Raw genomic sequence first — 19,154 nt, forward strand, 5'->3', positions numbered from 1 at the left:
GTCATCGCTTGCGCCAGACGAACAGCCCGGACATCGCGTAGTTCCAAACCACGCCCATCAGCGCGCCGGCTGCGCCCGCCAGCCACCAGATCGGCTCCTGGTCGTAGACCGAGAACGCGACGCCGACATTGGCGAGCAGGCCGACGCTGCAGACCAGATAGAACAGCAGCAGGCCGCGCAGGATGCCAAAGCCCTTCAGCCGCTGATCGCGATAGGTCAGGAAATTGTTGAGGATGAAATTGCTGGTCATGGCGACGATCGCACCGGTGGCCTGGGCCTCCGGGAATGGCGCCTTGAACAGTTCGAGCGCGATGAACAGCACGGTGAGGTGCACCACCAGGCCGAGCCCGCCGACCGCCGCGAACAGAATGAAGCGCAGCGAGATCAGATCATTGGTCAGCTTCGCCAGCACCAAACCGAGGAAGTCGAGCGCGACCATCGAGTCGAGCTTGCTCTCGCCATGCTGGCGGGCACCGAACGTGTAGGGAATTTCGACCGCGCGCAGCTTGCCCTCCGCAGTCGCCACGACGTCGAGCAGAATCTTGAAGCCCTGCGTCGACAGCTGCGGCGCGAGCTGCTCGAAACGGTCGCGGCGGATCATGAAGAAGCCGCTCATGGGGTCGGCGATCTCGACCTTCAGCGCGCGGCGCGCGATCTCGGTGGCGAACGCGCTGGCACCGGCGCGCTGCTTGTTGAAGCCGTCGGCCTTGTAGCCCTCGATGTAGCGGCTGCCGACCACGAGTTCGGCCTCGCCGCTCTGCAGCAGCGCCACCATCTTCGGCAGCTGGGTCTCGTCATGCTGCAGGTCGGCATCCATCACCGCGGCATAGGGCGCGCTCGAGGCCAGAATGCCCTCGATGCAGGCGCCGGACAGGCCGCGCCGGCCAATCCGGCGGATGCAGCGCACGCGGGAATCCTTCCGCGCCAGCGCGCGCACCACGTCCCAGGTTCCGTCGGGCGAATTGTCGTCGACGAAGATGACTTCCCAGGACACGTCCTTCAGGATCGCGTCGAGCCGGCGGTACAGCACCGTGACATTGTCGCGTTCGTTGAAGGTCGGGACGACCACCGAAAGCAGCGGCAAGCTTGCTGCCAGCGATGAGGTTTCGGGGCTCGGCTTGATGGCTTCGTTCATGAGCGCCAGCGTATAGCCGCAGCCTCTCCCGCTGCCAAGGCAGGCCGACCCAAACGCACGCTCGGAAAGCGGGAAAACGGGGCAAAACACCCCTGAAAATGCCAACGACCACGAACAAGGGGCGCGCGTACATCCGGCGCAGCCAATCAATGTCGTGGTCGTCCGGCGCCGGAGCCCTGAAGCTGCAACGTCGCCGTTGGAAGCAAGATAGGAAGGCCCCAGGCGGTCCGCAAGGGGCGCAGGAGGCGCTAGTTGTTCGGGACTTCCCGGATCACCGGGCCGCGTGGCGCCGGGGCTGCCGGCGCGGCCTCGGCAGCTGGAGCCGCCTGCGGCTGTGCGGCGGACCGGGTCGGGTTACGGAGCTGGCTCGGCGACGGCCCGTAGATGAACGCCGCCGCCAGCGCGACGGCCGCGACCAGTGCGCCCAAGAAACCTGCCGTCGATTGTGATCTCATGCCGATGATCCCCTCGCCTGCGCGGATTGATATCAAAAATCGGCCGGCCGCAACAGGATTTGGGAACCTATTTGGCCGCGGCCCTGCGCCGGGTGAAGGCGGTCACGATGTCCTTCTGCGCGAGCTCGATCGCACGGTTGGCGGTCGTCAGATTCGCGTCGGCGTCCTGCTTCGGAAATTGCAGCGACAGGAAGTCGATCAGCGACACACGGAAGTTCTGCCGCTCCGACGGACAGACATTGGCGATCAGCGAGGTGAACTCCTGGTCGGACATCGCCTTGTTGCTGTCGCGGGGATATTCGCGGGCGAGACAATTCCAGTAGGCGTCGCGGCCGGTGATCGCGAGCTTGTGCGCATCGTCGACCTCATCGGCCACTGCAGCGGAGGATATGGCGGCGGAGGGCATGATCAAGAGGGCGGCCGCAACCAGCATGCGCATTGTTGTTCTCCATTTTGGCGCATCGTAGCGAAGAGCGACAGCGACGATAAGCGCCGCCGTGCCGATCTGGCAAACTGGCCAATCACGATTATTTTGATTAGTCTTGCTTCCTGTTCCCTCCCTCACGATGAGTGCAGTCGTGGCCAAAGCTCCCACCAAGGCGACCAAAACCAAGACCGACGCAGGCAACATCTATATCGGCATCGGCGGCTGGACCTTCGAGCCGTGGCGCGGAGTGTTCTATCCGGAAAAGCTCGCGCAAGCGAAGGAGCTGTCCTACGCCGCCTCCAAGCTGACCTCGATCGAGATCAACGGCACCTATTACGGCTCGCAGAAGCCGGAGAGCTTTCGCAAATGGGCCAGCGAAGTGCCCGACGGCTTCATCTTCTCGCTGAAGGGACCGCGCTTCGCCACCAACCGCCGCGTGCTCGCCGAAGCCGGCGATTCGGTGAAGCGGTTCTATGATTCGGGCGTGCTGGAGCTGAAGGACCGGCTCGGGCCGGTGCTCTGGCAGTTCGCGCCGACCAAGAAGTTCGACGGCGCCGATTTCGGCAAGTTCCTCGAGCTGCTGCCGCGCAAGCTCGACGGCCGCGCGCTGCGCCACGTCGTCGAAGTCCGCCACGACAGTTTTTGCGTGCCCGAATTCGTCGCCCTCATTCGCGAGCACGAGGTACCGGTGGTGTTCGCCGAGCACGGCAAATATCCGGCGATCGCCGACGTCGCGAGCGACTTCGTCTATGCCCGGCTGCAGAAGGGCGATGACGAATTGAAGACCTGCTATCCGCCGAAGCAGCTCGACGCCTGGGCCAAGCGGTTTCAGGACTGGGCCGGCGGCAGCGAGCCCGACGACCTGCCGAAGGTCGACAAGGCCGCGCCCAAGAAGGCGCCCCGCGACGTGTTCGCCTATGTGATCCACGAGGGCAAGGTCCGCGCGCCGGCCGGCGCGATGGAGCTGATCGAACGGGTGAAGTGAGCGAGAACCGATGGCGAAGGCCAGGAAGCTGTTCACCATCGGCTACGAGCAGACGCCGTCGAAGGCGGTGCTCGACGAGCTCGAGCAGGCCGGCGTCAAGCTGCTGGTCGACGTCCGCGCCATCGCCTCCTCGCGCCGGCCCGGCTTCTCCAAGACCCAGCTCGCCGCCGGTCTCGACGAGCGCGGCATCGGCTACGTCCATCTGCGCGGTCTCGGCACCCCGAAAAGCGGACGGGAAGCGGCACGCAGCGGGCAATATGCGCTGCTGCACAAGATCTATTCGGCGCACCTAAAGACGGCGCAGGCCAAGGAAGAGCTCGACGAGCTGTCGGCGCTGGTCAAGCAGTCCGGCCCGGTCTGCATCCTCTGCTACGAGCGCGACCACCAGCACTGCCACCGTCGATGGATCGCCGAGATCATCGAAGAGCGCGACGGCGTCAGGATCGAGAACCTGGCGGCACCGCAGCTCTAGCCTGCCTCGCCCGGCATGTTCAGCGTCCCTTCCATCATCGTCACGCAGCCGCCGCCGACATGCACCGAAGTGATCGCGCCGCCTTGCTTGCGCACGCGCGTCAGCAACAGGCTCGGCCGGCCCATGTCGACGCCCTGCCCGATCCGCAGCCGCAATTCGCCATCGCGCGCGGGATCAATATCGGCGAGCAGCGCCGCGCAAGCCGCGGTCGCGCTGCCGGTGGCGGGATCCTCGGACAGGCCGCTGGCGCCCGGATGGAACATGCGCGCCTGCAGGTCGAGCGGCTGCTCGCTCGCCGGCACGTCGCGCGTGTAGAAATAGACCACGTCGCGGCCGATCTCGGCCAGCGTCCTGGCGAACGCCGCAGCATCCGGCCGGGCGCGCCTCAGCGCCTCGCGCGAGGCGATCTCGACCACCAGGAACGGCAGCCCGACCGAGACGACCTGCGGCGCGTGCCGATCGGTCTTCACATCAGCCGCCGTCAGCGACAGGCACGCGGCGGCGGCGGCCGCGCTGACCTCATTGGTCCGCTGCAGCGCCTGCGGCGCGGTCAGCTCGGCCCCGATCACATTGCCGCCGTCGGACAGGATCTCGACCGGCACGAGGCCCGCCTTCTCCTCGAACCTCAAGCGCGCCGGCGCCTTCGCGGCCCGGCTTGCCAGCACGAAGGCGGTGCCGACATTGGGATGGCCGGCGAACGGAATTTCCGAGCGCACCGTGAAGATGCGAACCTGGGCGTCGTTGACCTTGTCCTGCGGCGGCAGCACGAAGGTCGTCTCGGAATAGTTGAACTCGGTCGCGATCGCCTGCATCTCTTCGGTCGAGAGGCCTTCGGCGTCGAGCACCACGCCGAGCGGGTTGCCGCCGAAGGCGCGGTCGGTGAAAACGTCGACGGTGATATAGCGCCGCTGCATCCTGCTTGTCCTCGTGCTCCGGTCATTCCGATGACGTCACCGTACCACGGCCCGAGCGATGCCCTTCAGAGCACTCGGTACAATCGCGGGCAAGTCACATGCAGGCAGCTCGCGCGGCTTGAGGAGCCGTGCGTGATTGCCTCGGATCATGTGAGCGTCGCCGCCTACCCCAACTGCCAGACGTGCACCGGGTGCTCGTAGCCCCGCACCGGGATCTCGCCGCGCGACACCGCGTCCTTGCAGTCATCGCCGAGCGCCTCGCGCACCGCGGAGGAAATTAAAAACTGCGAGCCGAGCTCCTTGTTCAGCGCCTCGAGCCGCGCGGCAAAATTCACGGTGTCGCCGATCACGGTGTACTCCTTGCGCCGGGGCGAGCCGATATTGCCGGCGACGACCTCGCCGATGTGGATGCCGATGCCGATGCGCAGCGGCCAGCTCGTCGCCGCGTTGGTGCGCTCGTTCGCGGCGAGCATTTCACGCGCGGCGGCGACCGCCTGATGCGCGGCGTCGCCGGTCTCGAACGGGGCACCGAACAGCGCGAGAAAGCCGTCGCCCAAAAACTTGTTCACGATGCCGCCATGGCGATCGAGGATATCGACCAGCACGGCAAAGGCGCCATCGAGCCTGTCGACCACCTCTTGCGGCGAGCGGGCGCGCGCACCGGCCGTGAAGCTGCGGAAATCCACGAACATCACCGCAACACGGCGGATGTCGCTGCCGGTGCCGGCACCCTCCGTCATCAGACGTTCGACCACCTGCGGCGAGACGTGCTGGCCAAACAGATTGGTGATGCGATCGCGCGCGGTGGCGGCCGCGATGCTAGCCGCGAACTGCCGGCGCAGCTGCATGCCGACCGCGCCGGCCAACATGCCGCAGATCAGGATGATCGAGCTCCGCGCGGCGTGATAGTAGATGCTGGTCTCGGCCGCGCCGCCGCCCGAGGGATGGAAGAACACCGCCATGTAGAACAGCTCGGCCGCCGCGACGAAGCCGGTGAAGGTCGAGAGCCAGAAGTCGAGCCGCAGCGTCGACAGGATGATGAAGACGAAATAGATCAGCGGCGCCACGAAGCCGAGCGCCTCTTGCGGCCCCATGCTGTTCATGTGCAGCGCCAGCACGACGGTCGGCAGCGACGTCTCGACCAGCACGCCGATGTAGCGCCGGACCACCGGCAGGTCGCGCCCCTTGCGCATGTGCCAGCTGATTGCCCCGTGCACCCATAGCTCGAACAGGATCAGCGGAATGGTGACGTAGAAGACGTAGACGGGGCTGAGGTTGCCGTGCCAGACGCGGCTGACCGCGTCGGGCGCAAAGAAATACACCAGCAGACTGATCGCCGCGAGAGCAGCGGCGGTAGCGATCAGCACCTTGATGCGGAGCAGCTCGGTGGTCATCACCTCGCGCATCAGGGCGTGATGGAAATCGGCGGATACGGTTGTGTCTGCCGCTGCGCCGCTTTTGTCCGAAGATTCCGCCATGCCTCCCACCCCGTCATCCCGGGGCGCGAAGCGAACCCGGAATCTCGAGATTCCGGGTTCGATGCTTCGCATCGCCCCGGAATGACGATCATTGATGGCATCCATCATAGCCTCAATCGAGCGTGCGGCGGAAGCGCGTCACCGCGATCGTCATGGCGAACAGCATCAGGGCGACCAATGCGGCGGTGTCGTATTGCAGGTTCTGCATCGCCGCGCCCTTCAGCATGATGGCCCGGACGATGCGGACGAAATGGGTCAGCGGCAGCCCCTCGCCGATATATTGCGCCCAGACCGGCATGCCCGCGAACGGAAACATGAAGCCGGACAGCAGGATGCTCGGCAGGAAGAACATCATCGAGAGCTGCATCGCCTGCAGCTGGTTCTGGACGATGGTCGAGAAGGTGTAGCCGATCGACAGATTGGTGGTGATGAACAGTGTGGTGAGCAGCGCCAGCAGCGTCAGGCTGCCGAGGACCGGCACACCGAACAGCACAATGCCGATGGCGATGATCAGCGTGGCCTGGATGAAGCCGACCAGCACATAGGGGATGATCTTGCCGAACATCACCTCGACCGGTTTGATCGGCATCGACAGCAGGCTCTCCATGGTGCCGCGCTCGATCTCGCGCGTCACCGAGAGCGCGGTGAAGATCAGCATGGTCATGGTCAGGATGGTCCCGACCAGGCCGGGCACGATATTGAGGCGCGAATCCGCCGCCGGGTTGTAGCGGGCGTGGGCGCGGATTTCGAACGGCATGTCCGGGGGATCGCCGACGTGCAGATCATGCGCCAGCGCCGATTGCACCAGCGGCCCGAGTGCGCCGAGCGCCGAGCCCGACGCGACCGGGTCGGTGGCATCGGCGGCGACCAGCAGCGCCGGTCTGTCGCCGCGCCGCACCGCGCGCTCGAAGCCGCGCGGGATTTCGACGCCGAACAGCACCTTGCCGGATTGCAGCAGCTCGTCGAATTCCTCGACGGTGTGGACCTCGCGGACAAAATGGAAATAGGCGGTGTTCTCCATCGCCTTCAGGATCGAACGGCCGAGATCGCTGTCTTCCTGGGTCAGCACCGCGGTCGGCAGATTGCGCGGCGTGGTGTTGATGGCGTAGCCGAACAACGTCAGCTGCATGACCGGCAGCATGATGATCATGGCGAAAGAGACGCGGTCGCGGCGAAGCTGGATGAACTCCTTGACCAGCATCGCGTAGCTGCGCCGCCAGAAGCCGAATGCCGGCTCCCTCGCCTCGCTGTTCTGGATCGTTTCCGTTGCGCTCATCGCAATTATCCCTGGAGATTATCCTTGGAAATTATCCTTGGAGCGCCCCATCAGATCGATGAAGACGTCTTCGAGCGACGGCTCGCTGGCCTGCCAATGCCACTTCGAATTGTCCCGATAGGGCGCGATCGCGGCCTCGAGCGCCGCCTTGTCGCGGCCGGAGACGTGCAGGCTGGTGCCGAACGGCGCCACCATGTCGACGCCGGGCTTGTCCGTGAGCTCGGCCATCAGGCCGTTGAAATCCTCGCCCGTCACCGTCCAGGTCGACAGCGCGGACGCCGCGATCACCTCGTCCACCGTGCCATGGGCCAAGAGATGGCCGTAGGCGATGTAGGCGATCTCGTGACAGCGCTCGGCCTCGTCCATGTAATGGGTCGAGACCAGCACGGTGAGGCCTTCGGCGGCGAGCGCGTGGATCTCGTTCCAGAAATCGCGCCGCGCCTTGGGATCGACGCCGGCGGTCGGCTCGTCGAGCAGCAGCAATTGCGGATTGGGCAGCGTGCAGGCGCCGAGCGCGAGCCGCTGCTTCCAGCCGCCGGAAAGGTTGGCGGCGAGCTGCTCCTCGCGGCCCTTCAGCCCGATCCGCGCGATCATGTCGGCCGCGGCGCCGCGCGCGTCCGGCATGCCATAGAGCCGCGCCACGAATTCGAGATTCTCGCGCACCGACAGATCCTGGTAGAGGCTGAAGCGCTGCGTCATGTAGCCGACCTTGCGCTTGATCTTGTCGGCATCGCGCCGGATGTCGTAGCCGAGGCAGGTGCCCTCGCCGCTGTCGGGCGTCAGCAGGCCGCACAGGATGCGGATGGTCGTGGTCTTGCCGCTGCCGTTGGGACCGAGGAAGCCGTAGATCGAGCCGCGCTTGACCTGCATCGACAGGTCATGGACGACCTCGCGTCCGCCAAACGACTTGGTCAGGCCCTTCACATCGATCGCGATGGAGGGTGCGTTGGACCGCGCGCTGGTGGAGCCGCCGTTCATCTGCGCTCCGCCACCGGCGTCTTGGGATTGAGGTAGATGCTGATCGGCTGACCGACGCGCAGCACATCGGGCCGGCTCGGCCGCGCCTGGATCAGATAGACCAGCTTGTTGCGCTCATCGAGGCTGTAGATGACCGGCGGCGTGTACTCCGCCGTGGTGGCGATGAAGTAGATCTTTGCCGTGAGGTCGGCGGCGCAATTATCGCAGGTCACCCTCACCTCGTCGCCGAGCGCAAGCTTCGGCAGCTCGGCCTCCGGCACGAAGAAGCGCAGCTTCATGTTGCCGGGCGGCATGATCGACAGCACCGGGCGCTGCGCCTGCACCATCTCGCCCTCGCGGAAATAGATCTGCTGGATCGAGCCCGCGATCGGCGCAAAGCCCTTGCGACGGTCGAGCCGGGTCTGCGAGGTGTTGACCCGCGCCTCCGCGACGCGCAGCGCCGAGACCGCGGAATCCAGATTGGCCTGGGTGCCGGCGCCGGTGCCGCGCAGCGAGGCCGCGCGGTCATAGCTCTGCCGCGCATTGGCGAGGGTCGCATTGTTCTGGTTGAGATCGGCGCGCTGCAAATCGTCGTCGACCGAATAGAGCAGATCGCCGGGCTTGACCTCGTCGCCTTCGCGCACATTGAGCTTGATGACGCGGCCGGATTCATCGGGGCTGACGAAGATCATGTCGGCCTCGACCCAGCCCTGGAAGCCGGGATCACGCTTCTCCTGGCAACCGGCCAGCGCCGCCGCCAGCACGACTGCGGTCACGAGCTTCATCATGCGCGAGCCGGTCATGGCTTGCTCCGTTCGCCGAAGATCAGATCGAGATGAACCTTGAACATCGCGAGGGCATCGAGCGGCGCGTGCCGGGCAAACAGGCCCTGCCAGATCACCGCGACGATCGCGGGCGCCACGACGAGTTGCGGAAACTGCGCGAGTTGGCGCTGCCTGATCTCGCCGCGCGTGATCGCAAGCTGGATCAGCGCCTGCATCGCGGCCATCCCCTTCGACACTACCTCGCGGAAATAGAAGTCGGCGATCGTCGGGAAGCGCGGCCCTTCGGAGACGATCAGGCGGACGATGTCGCCGCGCCGGGTCGACACGATCTCGCGGATGAAGGTCTCGGCGAATCTCTCCACCGCATCGCGCACCGGGCCGGTGATGGTGGGCGGCGCGGCCATGCGATTGACCAAGGGCACGACTGCGGTGCGGATCAGCTCCTCGAACATCGACTCCTTGTCCTTGAAGTACAGATAGAGCGTGCCCTTGGCGACGCCCGCCCGCCTGGCGACATCGTCGAGCCGCGTCGCGGCGAAGCCGCGCGCAATGAACTCGTCCATCGCCGCCTCGACGATCGCAGCGCGCCGCTCCGCCGATTTCTCGGCGCGGTTCGCAGCAGGCTTGGCCTCGGGCAGCTTTGCCGAGGCCACCTTCGGGATCCTCGCCGCGGCAGCCCGGATCGCGGTGGTCCGGCGCTTGGCGAGCCGGGAGCGGGTCGTCTTTTCGATGCGCTTTGTCATGGCCATAATTTGACTGACCAGTCAGTCATTGTCAATGTGTTCAGGGAAAACGCCTGCCGGCCGGAAGCGTTCCTGTCGGCCTTCCCGGCCCCTCAGGGTGCGCATGGATTCGCGATCTCGCGGCGCAAATGCCCGAATTTGCTGCTTATTTCCGTCCTATGGGGAACAGTGGGCGCTGGGAAAGCCGGGTGCCGATCGCACCCGCGGGCCCTGTGCAACAAAAAGGCACAGGGGTGGCACCACAGGTGTAACTGGAGCAATCCGGCTTTCCCTGCGCGATGCGCTGCGGCTCACTTCGTGCTCTCCCCGGCGAGATTGGGGGGAATTTGATACAAGCGGTCCGCTGGGGGAACACCAATGAGCGATTGGCTACACAACCTTTCTGTGCCGTGGATGGCCTTCATCGTCTTCGGCTTCACCTACCTTGTTGCCATTCTCATTTTCGCAGGCGTTGCGATCCTGTCGACCAAGGAGCGCGCAACGTCTTTCAAATCGATCTCTCCCGGCATGTTGCCGGTGCTCGGCATCCTTTTCGGCCTGTTTGTCGCATTCACCGCGGCACAGGTCTGGAGTGACAGCGATCGCGCCACCGCGGCGGTGAGCCGCGAAGCCAGTTCGTTGCGGGCGGTCATCTTGCTCGCCGGCGGCCTGCCGCCGGAGCAGGAGGCGCGCCTGCGCGGCCTCGTTCGCGACTACGTCGAGGAAACGGTCGCCGTGGAATGGCCGATGATGGCGCGCCAGGCTGCATCGCTCAAGGCAGCGCCTCCCGCACTGACCGCGGCGTTGCGCCTTGTCGTATCAACGCCCGCGCAAAACCCGGGCCAGCAGACGACGCAGCACGAGATCATCACCAATCTGAATTCGGCACTCGATGCGCGACGACAACGGATCATCGTCAGTCAGACCGAAGTCGACTCGATCAAATGGTGGTGCCTCTACCTTCAGGCCATCTGCGAGCTATTGGTCATTGCCCTTGTTCACTGCGACAACCGGTTGGGATCCGCCATCGCGATGGAACTGTTCGCGACCGGCGTGGCCACATCGGTTCTGCTGATTGCCGCGCATGATCGACCATTCACCGGCCAGATATCGATCGCGCCGACGCCGTTGCTGCAGATCATGCCGGACAAGGAGGCGAGCCGATAAGCGCCGGACCGCGCACGCGCGCTGTCCGCTAGGTGTGAAACTTCAGCCCATCGAGGATCTTGTCGACCACCTTGCGCTCGGCGCGAATGGCGAGGCCGACCAGGTTGAGCTCGCTGCGCACGACCGCCTTCACCACCTCGCGGTTGGCGGCGTCATGCGTGGTCTTGAACATGTCCTCGGTGTAGAGCGCCGGCTGCACGTTGCGCGCCAGCGCGCGCTCCAGCGCCCGCGACAGCGCAGGCCCGTCGGCGCCGTAGATCAGGATCGGCTGGCCGATCAAAGAGAGATATCTGGTCCCCGAGCCGTCCTCGTAACTCTCGCCGATGCATTCGGGAAAGGAAGCCGCGATGCCGCCGGCAAGAAACGACGCCACGTTGAGCTTCTGCCAGACTTCCAGGTCGGTGCGGATCACGACCGCGATCTTGGTGTCGAACTGCATGGCGATAAATCTATCCGCAGGTTGACGACAAACGCCAGTTCTGACCGCGCATCCCTCATCTGCCCGCCAGGCGCTGACGTTAGTTCCTTGAGCAACCCACGGGCGGACCCTGCCCGCCTGAAGGGCGACGTCGCGGCTGGCGAAGCTGATATCGCTGCGGCGAAGAAGCTCAACCCACACGTCGACCGCTAGCCGTGCGACGTCGCAAAGGCCAGATCCGCGCCGGGACGGAAAGCGATAGTCAGCTCCTGCGCCGCGTAGTAGGCTTCGGGCGTTCGATGACCATCAGCATATTTCAGGGCATTGCATCATGATCAGCAAGGCCGATGTTGTTGTTATTGGTTCGGGCGGATTGGGCGCGGCCACAGCCTATTACCTGAGCAAGCGTGGAGGTCTCAGCGTCGCCCTTGTCGACAAGCATGAGATCGGATCGCAAACTTCCCCCCGCGCTGCAGGCATGGTGAGTTGCGCGCGCAAGAGCGACTTGATGATTGGCCTCATCAAGGACGCATGCCGCAAGATCGAGGCGTTCACGGAAGAAACCGGCCAGCCGCTCGACTGGGTGCATTCGGGCAGCCTCAAGGTTGCGCGCCGGCCGCAGGACGCCGAAGTGATCGAGGACGACTTCGAGCGCGGACGCAGCACCGGCCTCGACGTCGAGCTGATCTCTCCGGAACAGGCGAGCGCTCTCAATCCGTTCTTGCAGCCGACGGGCGTCGTTGCGGCGATGCGGATCGGCGACGACCGGTATTTCGACCCGGCGCAGGTTGCCGTCGGTTTCGCCACAGCCGCCGCGGCCAACGGTGCAACCTTGTTGCCGAAGACTGACGTGCGCGCCGTCAACATCGTCGGCGGCACCGTGATCGGCTTGACCACCGCGAACGGCGTCATTGAAAGTCCGGTTGTCGTCGATGCCGCCGGCGCGTGGACGCGGCAGGTCGCGGAGGCGAGCGGGATCCGCGTGCCGCTGGTGCCGACCCGGCAGCAGTTGATCGTCACCGAGCCTTTGGATGGCGTCCGTGCCGACCTGCCGATGATCCGCATCATGGATGCTGCGGTGTATGCCCGCCCGTGTCAGGGCGGCTTCCTGTGGGGTGTCTACGAGGAAACGCCGCGCTTCTTCGATATGCAGTCGCTTGGGGCCGGCTTCGACGTCAAGGACATGCCGCTCGACATCGGTGTGCTTCATGCCGCCGCCGATGAGGTCAAGGACCAGCTCCCGTTCCTGCAAACCGCCAAGGTGCGGGAGTTTCGCGGCGGCATTCCGACCATGACCGCCGACGGCCATCATATTCTCGGCCCGGCCGCCGGCGTGACCGGCTTCTATTTTGCGAGCGGGTGCAACGTCGCCGGTCTGTCGATCTCGCCGACCGTCGGCGAGGCGCTTGCGGCCTGGATCGTGGACGGCAAGCCGCCCATCGATCTATCGCCGATGTCGGTCATGCGGTTCAAAGACCAATCGTGGTCCGAAGATCAATTGGAGCGCGACGCCGCCTGGCAATACCGGCACTTCTATGGCGCCGTCTGAGCGCGGCAGCGCGCTTTGCCCACCAGGCGGATTGCGGCGACTGCCCTACCCCTTGGCGTCGCAGGCCCAGGCGCGGATCACGCATTCCTTGCCGCCATAGTCGTAGCACTTCCTGGTCGCGGCATTGAGCGAGCTCGAGATCTTCGGCGCCACGGCATAGCCATGGGCGCCGCAGGGATTCTTCATGTCGATCGAGAGCGCGGCGCAGGCCCGCTTCATGGTCACGGTGGTGCAATCGCCCTTGCACTGCTTCAGCGCGGCGGCGCGCGCCGCGCCTTCCGCCGGATAGTCGTAGGCCTGGCCATAGGCCCCGCACTTGCCGACCGCGAACGCGCCGGCCGCGCGCGCCTTGGGCACGAAGGTTTCCACGGAGAAACGCGTGGCGCCGAGCAGCAATGTCAGGACGAGAATCGTCAACGCGCGACGCTGCGCGACGGCGGTCGAAATGATCAAGCGGAAATCCCCCAAAGCCCGGCGGGACTGTACGCAGGGGTCGTTTCCAGATGGTGAATGACGGGTTGAGAGCGAATTCTATCCACTCGTCGTCCCGGCGAAGGCCGGGACCCATAGCACCGATGGTGATGATTGCGCGAGGCTCTGGCCGCTATCCCACCAACAACAACGATTGGTGGTAATGGGTCCCGGCCTTCGCCGGGACGACGCGGAGAGTGTTCAGCCCTGTCTTGCGGCTTCCAGCGCCTGCGGGGTGTCGATGTCGAGGAAGGCGCTGTCGCCTTCGACCGGGACCTCGGCGACCACCTCGGCATGCTTGGTGATCAAGTGACGGGCGCCGATGTCGCCGTCGAGCGTCATCAGCTCCTTGAAGAAGCGCCTTGACCACAGCACCGGATTGCCGCGGCGGCCCTCGCTGACGGGGACCGCGATCAGATGGCCGCGGTCCGGCGCGAAGGTCTCGATCAGGCGATCGATCAGCTTCGCATCGATCAGTGGCATGTCGCCGAGGCAGACGATCGCGCCGTCGGCGCTGTCGGACACCGCCGCAATTCCCGCCTTCACCGAGCTGGCGAGGCCGCCGGCGAAATCCGGGTTGCGGACGAACTTGACCTTGAGGCCATCGAGCGCCTGCTCGACCAGCTCGGCCTGATGCCCGGTGACGACGATGACCTCGGAGGCCTTCGACGCCAGGGCCTGCTCGGCGACGATGCGCGCGAGCTTTTTGCCGTCGAGCTCGGCGAGCAGCTTGTTCGGGCCGCCCATCCGGGTCGAGCGGCCGGCGGCAAGCACGATCGCGGCGACGTTGCGGTTGCCTTCGGTGTCCGGCACCGTGCGCGGCTGCGGCCGCGTCACGATCTCCATCAACAGGCCGCCGACGCCCATGCCGGTGAGATCCGATCGCGTCACCTTGATGCCGGCGAGCAGCCGCATCAGCACCCAGTCGAAGCCGTTCTCGACCGGCGAGCGCGCGCAGCCTGGCGCGCCCAGGACCGGCACGCCGCCGGCGCTGCCGATCAGCAGCAGATTGCCCGGATCGACCGGCATGCCGAAATGCTCGACCGCGCCGCCGATCTCGGTGATTGCAGCAGGAATGACATCACGACGGTCGGCGATCGCGGACGCGCCGAACACGATGACGAGCTCGGCCCCTAAGCCGAGCAATTCCTTGATCGAGGCGGCGAGCACCGTCTCGTCATGCGGCACGCGGCGCTCGGCGATGATGGTGGCGCCGGCCGGCGCGAGCCGCTCGGCGGTGACGCGCAGCGTCTTGTCGATCACCTTCGGCGCAAGACCCGGCAGCAGCGTCGAGACCACGCCGACCTTCCGGATCACATAGGGCGCGATCCGCAGCGTATCCTTGCCGGCGACCGCGACGGCGGCATCGCGTAAGCGCCCCTCGACGCCGAACGGGATCAGCTTGACGGTCGCGATCATCTCGCCTTCGACCACCGGCTTGAACGCGGCGAGCGTTGCGAAGGTGATGGCCTCGTCGACGTCGTTGATACGGTCGACCGCGGCGCGATCGATCACCAGCACACCGGGACGGGCCGCGAACAGATTGGCGCGGCCGGTGAAGGCGCGCTCGACATTGACGCCGTCGCCGGCCACCGCCTGCGCGATGCTGGCGGCCGCGGCATCCTCGGAGACGTCGCCCTCGTCGAGCCGCACCACGACGATCTCGTCGACGCCGGCCTTGGTCAGCGCCTCGACCTCGGCGGGGCCGATCGTGGTGCCCTTCTTGAGCACCAGCGCGCCCTGGCGGAGGGTATGCACGGTGACGCCGCCAATCGCGTCGGCTGGACTGGCGGGACCGAATTTCATGCCGCTTCTTCTTTTTCTTTGGGGGGCAAGCGCAGCTGCGCGGTGATCTCGGCCATGATCGCGACCGCGATCTCCGACGGCGACACCGCGCCGATATCGAGGCCGATCGGCGCGTGGATGCGCGCGATGTCGCTGTCCCTGGCGCCCTGCGCGCGCAGCCGCTCGGAGCGCTTGGCGTGGGTCTTTCGCGATCCGAGCGCGCCGATATAGAAGCAGTCGCGGTCGAAGGCGTGCAGCAGCGCCGGATCGTCGATCTTCGGATCATGCGTCACCGCGACGAAGGCGGTGTAGTGATCGACGTTGAGCGGCGGCAGTGCGACGTCGGGCCATTCGGCGACCAGCGGCACGTCGGGGAAGCGCTCCGGGCTCGCAAACGCGGTGCGCGGATCGACCACCGTGACGTCATAGTCAAGCGAACGCGCCAGCGGCGCCAGCGCCTGGCTGATATGGACCGCGCCGATGATCACGAGCTTTGCGGTCGGCGCGTAGACGTTGAGGAACAGCTTCTTGGTCCCGACCTCGACATTGCCGCTCTTGCCCATCCGCAGTTGCTTTGAGAGCTCGGCGCGCAGCGGATCGGCGGCGATGTCCGCGGCCTTGACCAGGCGCTGATCGCCATTGGCGGTGTCGGTGACAATGATGACCGGGCGGCGCGCGGCGCGCTCGGCGTTCAGCTCTTTCAGGATCTCGAGTTTCACGGCTAACCAACCTTCTCAACGAAGACGCGGATGGTGCCGCCGCACGACAGGCCGACATTCCAGGCGGTCTCGTCGGCGACGCCGAATTCGAGCATTTTGGGCTGGCCGCTCGCGATCACGTCGAGCGCTTCCGTCACGACCGCGCCCTCGACGCAGCCGCCGGAGACCGAGCCGAGGAAGGTGCCGTCGTCATTGATGACGAGGCTCGAGCCGGCCGGGCGCGGCGCCGAGCCCCAGGTCTCGACCACGGTGGCAAGCGCCACGCCATGGCCCTCTTTCTGCCAGGTCTCGGCGGCCTGCAGGATGTCTTCGTCGCGGTTCAGCATGGCGGCCTCCTGTGAAATCGGATGCTTCTTAGGCTACAGAGCGGATCAGGCTGCGGTGGTGCGCCGGCGGCGGGGATGACAACGCCCCGATCAAGCCCTTGATGGACGTCAAGTTATGCACCGGGCGAAATTCGTCAACGTGGGGCAACATCATTTTGATGCCCTGCGCCTTGGCCTCAAAGCCGGAGTAGCGCAGCAGCGGATTGAGCCAGATCAGGCGGCGGCAGGAACGGTGCAATCGGTCCATCTCGAAGGCCAGTTTGGCATCAGCCTCCCGTTCTAGTCCATCGGATATAAGGAGGACGATGGCGCCCTGCCCGAGCACCCGGCGGGCCCAGAGCTGGTTGAAGCTGTGCAGCGAGGTCGCGATCCGCGTCCCGCCGGCCCAGTCCTCGACCGCGGACGAGCAATTCGCCAGCGCTTCGTCGGGGTCACGCTCCCGCAACGCGCGCGTCACATTGGTCAGGCGGGTACCGAACAGGAACACCGAGACCCGCTTGCGGGCGTCGGTGATGGCGTGCAGGAAGTGCAGGAACAGGCGGGTGTACTCGCTCATCGAGCCGGAGATATCGAGCAACGCCACGATCGGCGCCGGCTTCTCGATCCGGCCGAGCTTTCGGATGTCGATGATCTCGCCGCCGGTGCGCAGCGAGTTGCGCACGGTGCGGCGCATGTCGAGCCGCAGGCCCCGCGCATCCGGCTGGTAGCGGCGGGTCACGAGCTCGGCCTGCGGCAGCCGCATCTTGGCGATCTCGCGCGTCACCTCGGCGATCTCGGCCGCGGTCATCTGCGCAAAATCCTTCTTCTGCAGGATCTCCTTGTCGGAGACCGAGAGCTTGAGCTCCTGCTCCTGGGCCTGCGGGCGCTCTTCGGTCTTCGCCGGCTGCGCCATCGCCTCCTGGACGCGGCGCGAGGCCGGCGGCGGCTTCTTCCTGGCGTGGTCCGGCAGCGGCACCGAATCCAGCATGCTCTTCCACTCCTCGGCGGCGCGGAAGAACAGCATAAAGGCCTGGCGGAAGATCAGCGCGTGCTCGTGGCGCTTGACGAAGATCGCTTCCAGCGTGGCGTAGAAATCGGAGCGATGGCCGACCTCGATCAGCTGCAGCGCGTCGAGCGCATCGATCACCGAGCCCGGCCCGACGGGAAGCCCGGCCGCCCGCAGCGCGCGGGCAAAGCCGATCACGTTGTCGGCCATGTGGCCGGTCGGAGGCGCGAGGTGGTTGATCGCCATTGTTGTTTGGCCTCGTCATTCCGGACCGCACGAAGTGCGGATCCGGAATCTGGAGATTGCGGCGCGAGATTCCGGGTTCACGCTTCGCGTGCCCCGGAATGACGGCTAGTCGCTCGTCGCTTCCTTCAATGTCTTCTGCAACGCATCGCCCTGCATGCGCGCGATGTCGTCCTGATACTTCAAGAGCGCGCCCAGCGTGTCGCCGACCACCTGCGGGGTCAGAGAGCGGGCGTCGAGCTCGGACAGCGCGGTCGCCCAGTCGATGGTCTCGGCGACGCCCGGCGACTTGTAGAAATCCTGGTTGCGCAGCGCCTGCACGAAGCGGACGACCTGCTGCGACAGCTTGACGGAGATGTTCGGCACCCGCGACTTGACGATCGCAAGCTCGCGCTCGGCTGTGGGATAATCCACCCAGTGATAGAGACAGCGCCGCTTCAGCGCGTCATGAATCTCGCGCGTGCGGTTCGAGGTGATGATCACGATCGGCGGCGCCGGCGCCTTCACGGTGCCGAGCTCGGGGATCGTGACCTGGAAGTCGCTGAGGATTTCCAACAGATACGCCTCGAACGCCTCGTCGGCGCGGTCGAGCTCGTCGATCAGCAGCACCGGAGGACCCGCGACATCGGGCTCGAGCGCCTGCAGCAGCGGCCGCTTGATCAGGAATCGCTCGGCGAAGATGTCGCTGGCGAGCTGGTCGCGATCGGTATCGCCGGAAGCCTCCGCAAGGCGGATCGCGATCATCTGCGCCGCACTGCTCCACTCATAGACCGCGGAGGCGACGTCGAGGCCTTCATAGCATTGCAGGCGGATCAGCTTGCGCCCGAGCGCCGCCGACAGCACCTTTGCGATCTCGGTCTTGCCGACACCGGCTTCGCCTTCGAGGAACAGCGGCCGGCCCATGCGCAGCGCGAGATAGGTCACGGTCGCGAGCGACCGCTCGGCGAGATAGCCGCGCGAGGTCAGGAGATCCTCGAGCGCATCGACGGAAGTGGGTAACGCCGATGCACTCATGGAACAGCCAGTCTTCGAACAGAGGTCAGCAAAGTCACGCCTTGGTACTTAGTCCTTGGCGTTCGCGGCTTCCACCGCCCGGCGCGTCAAAACGCCGATCAAATGCGCGCGGTATTCCGCACTGCCGTGCAGGTCGCTGTTCAGCCCGTCGGCCGAAACGGCGATGCCGTCGAGCACCTTGTGCGAGAAGCGCTTCTTCAGCGCGTCCTCGAACGCGGTGACGCGGAAGACGCCGTCGGAGCCCGCGCCGGTGACCGCGACGCGCACGTCGGACGGACGCTTGGCCACGAACACCCCAACCAACGCATAACGCGAGGCCTGGTTGCGGAACTTGACGTAGGCCGCCTTCTTCGGCAGGGGGAACATCACCTTGGTGATGATCTCGTCGGCCTCCAGCGCGGTCGAGAACAGGCCCTGGAAATACTCCTCGGCCTTGAGGCGGCGCTTGTTGGTGACGATGGTCGCGCCCAGCGCCAGTACCGCGGCCGGATAGTCGGCGGTCGGGTCGTTGTTGGCGAGCGAGCCGCCGATGGTGCCGCGGTGGCGCACGGCGGGATCGCCGATCAGGCCGGCAAGCTCGGCCAGCGCCGGGATCGCCTCGCCCACGACCGCGGAGTTCGCGACTTCGGCATGCTTGGCGGTGGCGCCGATGACCAGCGAGCGGCCCTTCATCTCGATCGTGTCGAGACCTTCGATGTGGGAGAGATCGACCAGATGCGGCGGGCTGGCGAGCCGCTGCTTCATGACCGGCACCAGCGTGTGACCGCCGGCAATCAGCTTGGCGTCCTCGTTCTTCACCAGCAGATTGGCGGCCTGCCGCACGGTGCCGGGACGGTGATATTTGAATTCGTACATTGGAATGTCCTGATCG

21 protein-coding genes are annotated in these 19,154 nt (G+C 65.8%); 4 read left to right on the top strand and 17 right to left on the bottom strand.

What is annotated here, in order from left to right; genetic code table 11:
• Position 1 precedes the first annotated feature (1 nt).
• From ACVMIH_RS13330 to ACVMIH_RS13340, 3 genes are all read right to left on the bottom strand, one after another.
• The gene (locus ACVMIH_RS13330; protein ID WP_456785296.1) at positions 2–1,135 is read right to left on the bottom strand and encodes a glycosyltransferase; all 1,134 of its coding nucleotides are present in this window, start codon (positions 1,133–1,135) and stop codon (positions 2–4) included.
• 248 nt (positions 1,136–1,383) lie between these two features.
• Positions 1,384–1,590, bottom strand: a complete 207-nt coding sequence (locus ACVMIH_RS13335) for a hypothetical protein (protein ID WP_057018442.1) — start codon at positions 1,588–1,590, stop codon at positions 1,384–1,386.
• A gap of 67 nt (positions 1,591–1,657) precedes the next feature.
• Positions 1,658–2,029 carry a hypothetical protein gene (locus ACVMIH_RS13340; protein ID WP_456862126.1) on the bottom strand — a complete coding sequence of 124 codons (372 nt, stop codon included), beginning with the start codon at positions 2,027–2,029 and terminating at the stop codon, positions 1,658–1,660.
• A 139-nt stretch (positions 2,030–2,168) separates the two neighbouring features.
• Between ACVMIH_RS13340 and ACVMIH_RS13345 the strand changes: the two genes are divergently transcribed.
• Positions 2,169–3,002 carry a DUF72 domain-containing protein gene (locus tag ACVMIH_RS13345; protein WP_456862128.1) on the top strand — a complete coding sequence of 278 codons (834 nt, stop codon included), beginning with the start codon at positions 2,169–2,171 and terminating at the stop codon, positions 3,000–3,002.
• Positions 3,003–3,012: 10 nt separating this feature from the next.
• Positions 3,013–3,474, top strand: a complete 462-nt coding sequence (locus ACVMIH_RS13350) for a DUF488 domain-containing protein (protein ID WP_057018441.1) — start codon at positions 3,013–3,015, stop codon at positions 3,472–3,474.
• Here the strand turns inward: ACVMIH_RS13350 and ACVMIH_RS13355 are convergent.
• The 6 genes from ACVMIH_RS13355 to ACVMIH_RS13380 all read right to left on the bottom strand — a co-directional run bounded on the left by ACVMIH_RS13355 (position 3,471) and on the right by ACVMIH_RS13380 (position 9,633).
• Positions 3,471–4,388, bottom strand: a complete 918-nt coding sequence (locus tag ACVMIH_RS13355) for a PhzF family phenazine biosynthesis protein (protein ID WP_456862130.1) — start codon at positions 4,386–4,388, stop codon at positions 3,471–3,473. The genes ACVMIH_RS13350 and ACVMIH_RS13355 overlap by 4 nt on opposite strands.
• A gap of 164 nt (positions 4,389–4,552) precedes the next feature.
• Entirely contained in the window at positions 4,553–5,866 is a 1,314-nt protein-coding gene (locus ACVMIH_RS13360; protein WP_456862131.1) for an adenylate/guanylate cyclase domain-containing protein, read from the bottom strand.
• Positions 5,867–5,978: 112 nt separating this feature from the next.
• Positions 5,979–7,142, bottom strand: coding sequence for an ABC transporter permease (locus ACVMIH_RS13365; protein WP_229190555.1), 1,164 nt, complete (start codon positions 7,140–7,142; stop codon positions 5,979–5,981).
• Positions 7,143–7,160: 18 nt separating this feature from the next.
• On the bottom strand, positions 7,161–8,120 hold the full coding sequence (locus ACVMIH_RS13370) for an ABC transporter ATP-binding protein (RefSeq protein ID WP_057018437.1): 960 nt from the start codon (positions 8,118–8,120) through the stop codon (positions 7,161–7,163).
• Complete coding sequence (locus tag ACVMIH_RS13375; RefSeq protein WP_038388292.1) at positions 8,117–8,902, bottom strand: HlyD family secretion protein; 786 nt, start codon at positions 8,900–8,902, stop codon at positions 8,117–8,119. Before ACVMIH_RS13375 ends, ACVMIH_RS13370 begins: the two co-directional genes overlap by 4 nt.
• Positions 8,899–9,633, bottom strand: coding sequence for a TetR/AcrR family transcriptional regulator (locus tag ACVMIH_RS13380; protein ID WP_456862133.1), 735 nt, complete (start codon positions 9,631–9,633; stop codon positions 8,899–8,901). The genes ACVMIH_RS13375 and ACVMIH_RS13380 overlap by 4 nt, the downstream gene beginning before the upstream one ends.
• Positions 9,634–10,020: 387 nt before the next feature.
• On the opposite strand from ACVMIH_RS13380, the gene ACVMIH_RS13385 reads away from it, so the two are divergent.
• Complete coding sequence (locus tag ACVMIH_RS13385) at positions 10,021–10,773, top strand: bestrophin-like domain (protein WP_456866471.1); 753 nt, start codon at positions 10,021–10,023, stop codon at positions 10,771–10,773.
• A gap of 28 nt (positions 10,774–10,801) precedes the next feature.
• On the opposite strand, the gene ACVMIH_RS13390 is transcribed toward ACVMIH_RS13385, so the two are convergent.
• Entirely contained in the window at positions 10,802–11,212 is a 411-nt protein-coding gene (locus ACVMIH_RS13390; RefSeq protein WP_456862135.1) for a DUF2000 family protein, read from the bottom strand.
• Positions 11,213–11,522: 310 nt separating this feature from the next.
• On the opposite strand from ACVMIH_RS13390, the gene ACVMIH_RS13395 reads away from it, so the two are divergent.
• Entirely contained in the window at positions 11,523–12,740 is a 1,218-nt protein-coding gene (locus tag ACVMIH_RS13395; protein WP_057018433.1) for an NAD(P)/FAD-dependent oxidoreductase, read from the top strand.
• Positions 12,741–12,785: 45 nt separating this feature from the next.
• Here the strand turns inward: ACVMIH_RS13395 and ACVMIH_RS13400 are convergent, their stop codons facing one another.
• From ACVMIH_RS13400 to ACVMIH_RS13430, 7 genes are all read right to left on the bottom strand, one after another.
• Positions 12,786–13,136: a DUF4189 domain-containing protein gene (locus ACVMIH_RS13400; RefSeq protein WP_371852140.1), complete on the bottom strand. Its 351-nt coding sequence runs from the start codon at positions 13,134–13,136 to the stop codon at positions 12,786–12,788.
• Between the two features lie 276 nt (positions 13,137–13,412).
• Complete coding sequence (locus tag ACVMIH_RS13405; protein WP_141339988.1) at positions 13,413–15,017, bottom strand: NTP transferase domain-containing protein; 1,605 nt, start codon at positions 15,015–15,017, stop codon at positions 13,413–13,415.
• Complete coding sequence (locus tag ACVMIH_RS13410; protein ID WP_456785305.1) at positions 15,014–15,715, bottom strand: XdhC family protein; 702 nt, start codon at positions 15,713–15,715, stop codon at positions 15,014–15,016. The genes ACVMIH_RS13405 and ACVMIH_RS13410 overlap by 4 nt, the downstream gene beginning before the upstream one ends.
• A gap of 2 nt (positions 15,716–15,717) precedes the next feature.
• Positions 15,718–16,041 carry an XdhC family protein gene (locus ACVMIH_RS13415; protein ID WP_018272401.1) on the bottom strand — a complete coding sequence of 108 codons (324 nt, stop codon included), beginning with the start codon at positions 16,039–16,041 and terminating at the stop codon, positions 15,718–15,720.
• A gap of 28 nt (positions 16,042–16,069) precedes the next feature.
• Positions 16,070–17,272, bottom strand: coding sequence for a vWA domain-containing protein (locus ACVMIH_RS13420; protein ID WP_456785306.1), 1,203 nt, complete (start codon positions 17,270–17,272; stop codon positions 16,070–16,072).
• Between the two features lie 105 nt (positions 17,273–17,377).
• On the bottom strand, positions 17,378–18,283 hold the full coding sequence (locus ACVMIH_RS13425) for an AAA family ATPase (RefSeq protein WP_456862137.1): 906 nt from the start codon (positions 18,281–18,283) through the stop codon (positions 17,378–17,380).
• Between the two features lie 48 nt (positions 18,284–18,331).
• Positions 18,332–19,138, bottom strand: coding sequence for an FAD binding domain-containing protein (locus tag ACVMIH_RS13430; protein WP_057018428.1), 807 nt, complete (start codon positions 19,136–19,138; stop codon positions 18,332–18,334).
• Positions 19,139–19,154: the final 16 nt, after the last annotated feature.

The organism is Bradyrhizobium sp. USDA 4503 (genome assembly GCF_054055815.1).

Coding starts and splice junctions, on each gene's coding strand:
- ACVMIH_RS13385 (WP_456866471.1), top strand. CDS start 10,021: ATGGCCTTCATCGTCTTCGGCTTCACCTACCTTGTTGCCATTCTCATT.
- ACVMIH_RS13380 (WP_456862133.1), bottom strand. CDS start 9,633: ATGGCCATGACAAAGCGCATCGAAAAGACGACCCGCTCCCGGCTCGCC.
- ACVMIH_RS13430 (WP_057018428.1), bottom strand. CDS start 19,138: ATGTACGAATTCAAATATCACCGTCCCGGCACCGTGCGGCAGGCCGCC.
- ACVMIH_RS13360 (WP_456862131.1), bottom strand. CDS start 5,866: ATGGCGGAATCTTCGGACAAAAGCGGCGCAGCGGCAGACACAACCGTA.
- ACVMIH_RS13330 (WP_456785296.1), bottom strand. CDS start 1,135: ATGAACGAAGCCATCAAGCCGAGCCCCGAAACCTCATCGCTGGCAGCA.
- ACVMIH_RS13335 (WP_057018442.1), bottom strand. CDS start 1,590: ATGAGATCACAATCGACGGCAGGTTTCTTGGGCGCACTGGTCGCGGCC.
- ACVMIH_RS13415 (WP_018272401.1), bottom strand. CDS start 16,041: ATGCTGAACCGCGACGAAGACATCCTGCAGGCCGCCGAGACCTGGCAG.
- ACVMIH_RS13355 (WP_456862130.1), bottom strand. CDS start 4,388: ATGCAGCGGCGCTATATCACCGTCGACGTTTTCACCGACCGCGCCTTC.
- ACVMIH_RS13365 (WP_229190555.1), bottom strand. CDS start 7,142: ATGAGCGCAACGGAAACGATCCAGAACAGCGAGGCGAGGGAGCCGGCA.
- ACVMIH_RS13375 (WP_038388292.1), bottom strand. CDS start 8,902: ATGACCGGCTCGCGCATGATGAAGCTCGTGACCGCAGTCGTGCTGGCG.
- ACVMIH_RS13425 (WP_456862137.1), bottom strand. CDS start 18,283: ATGAGTGCATCGGCGTTACCCACTTCCGTCGATGCGCTCGAGGATCTC.
- ACVMIH_RS13370 (WP_057018437.1), bottom strand. CDS start 8,120: ATGAACGGCGGCTCCACCAGCGCGCGGTCCAACGCACCCTCCATCGCG.
- ACVMIH_RS13405 (WP_141339988.1), bottom strand. CDS start 15,017: ATGAAATTCGGTCCCGCCAGTCCAGCCGACGCGATTGGCGGCGTCACC.
- ACVMIH_RS13350 (WP_057018441.1), top strand. CDS start 3,013: ATGGCGAAGGCCAGGAAGCTGTTCACCATCGGCTACGAGCAGACGCCG.
- ACVMIH_RS13395 (WP_057018433.1), top strand. CDS start 11,523: ATGATCAGCAAGGCCGATGTTGTTGTTATTGGTTCGGGCGGATTGGGC.
- ACVMIH_RS13420 (WP_456785306.1), bottom strand. CDS start 17,272: ATGGCGATCAACCACCTCGCGCCTCCGACCGGCCACATGGCCGACAAC.
- ACVMIH_RS13340 (WP_456862126.1), bottom strand. CDS start 2,029: ATGCGCATGCTGGTTGCGGCCGCCCTCTTGATCATGCCCTCCGCCGCC.
- ACVMIH_RS13390 (WP_456862135.1), bottom strand. CDS start 11,212: ATGCAGTTCGACACCAAGATCGCGGTCGTGATCCGCACCGACCTGGAA.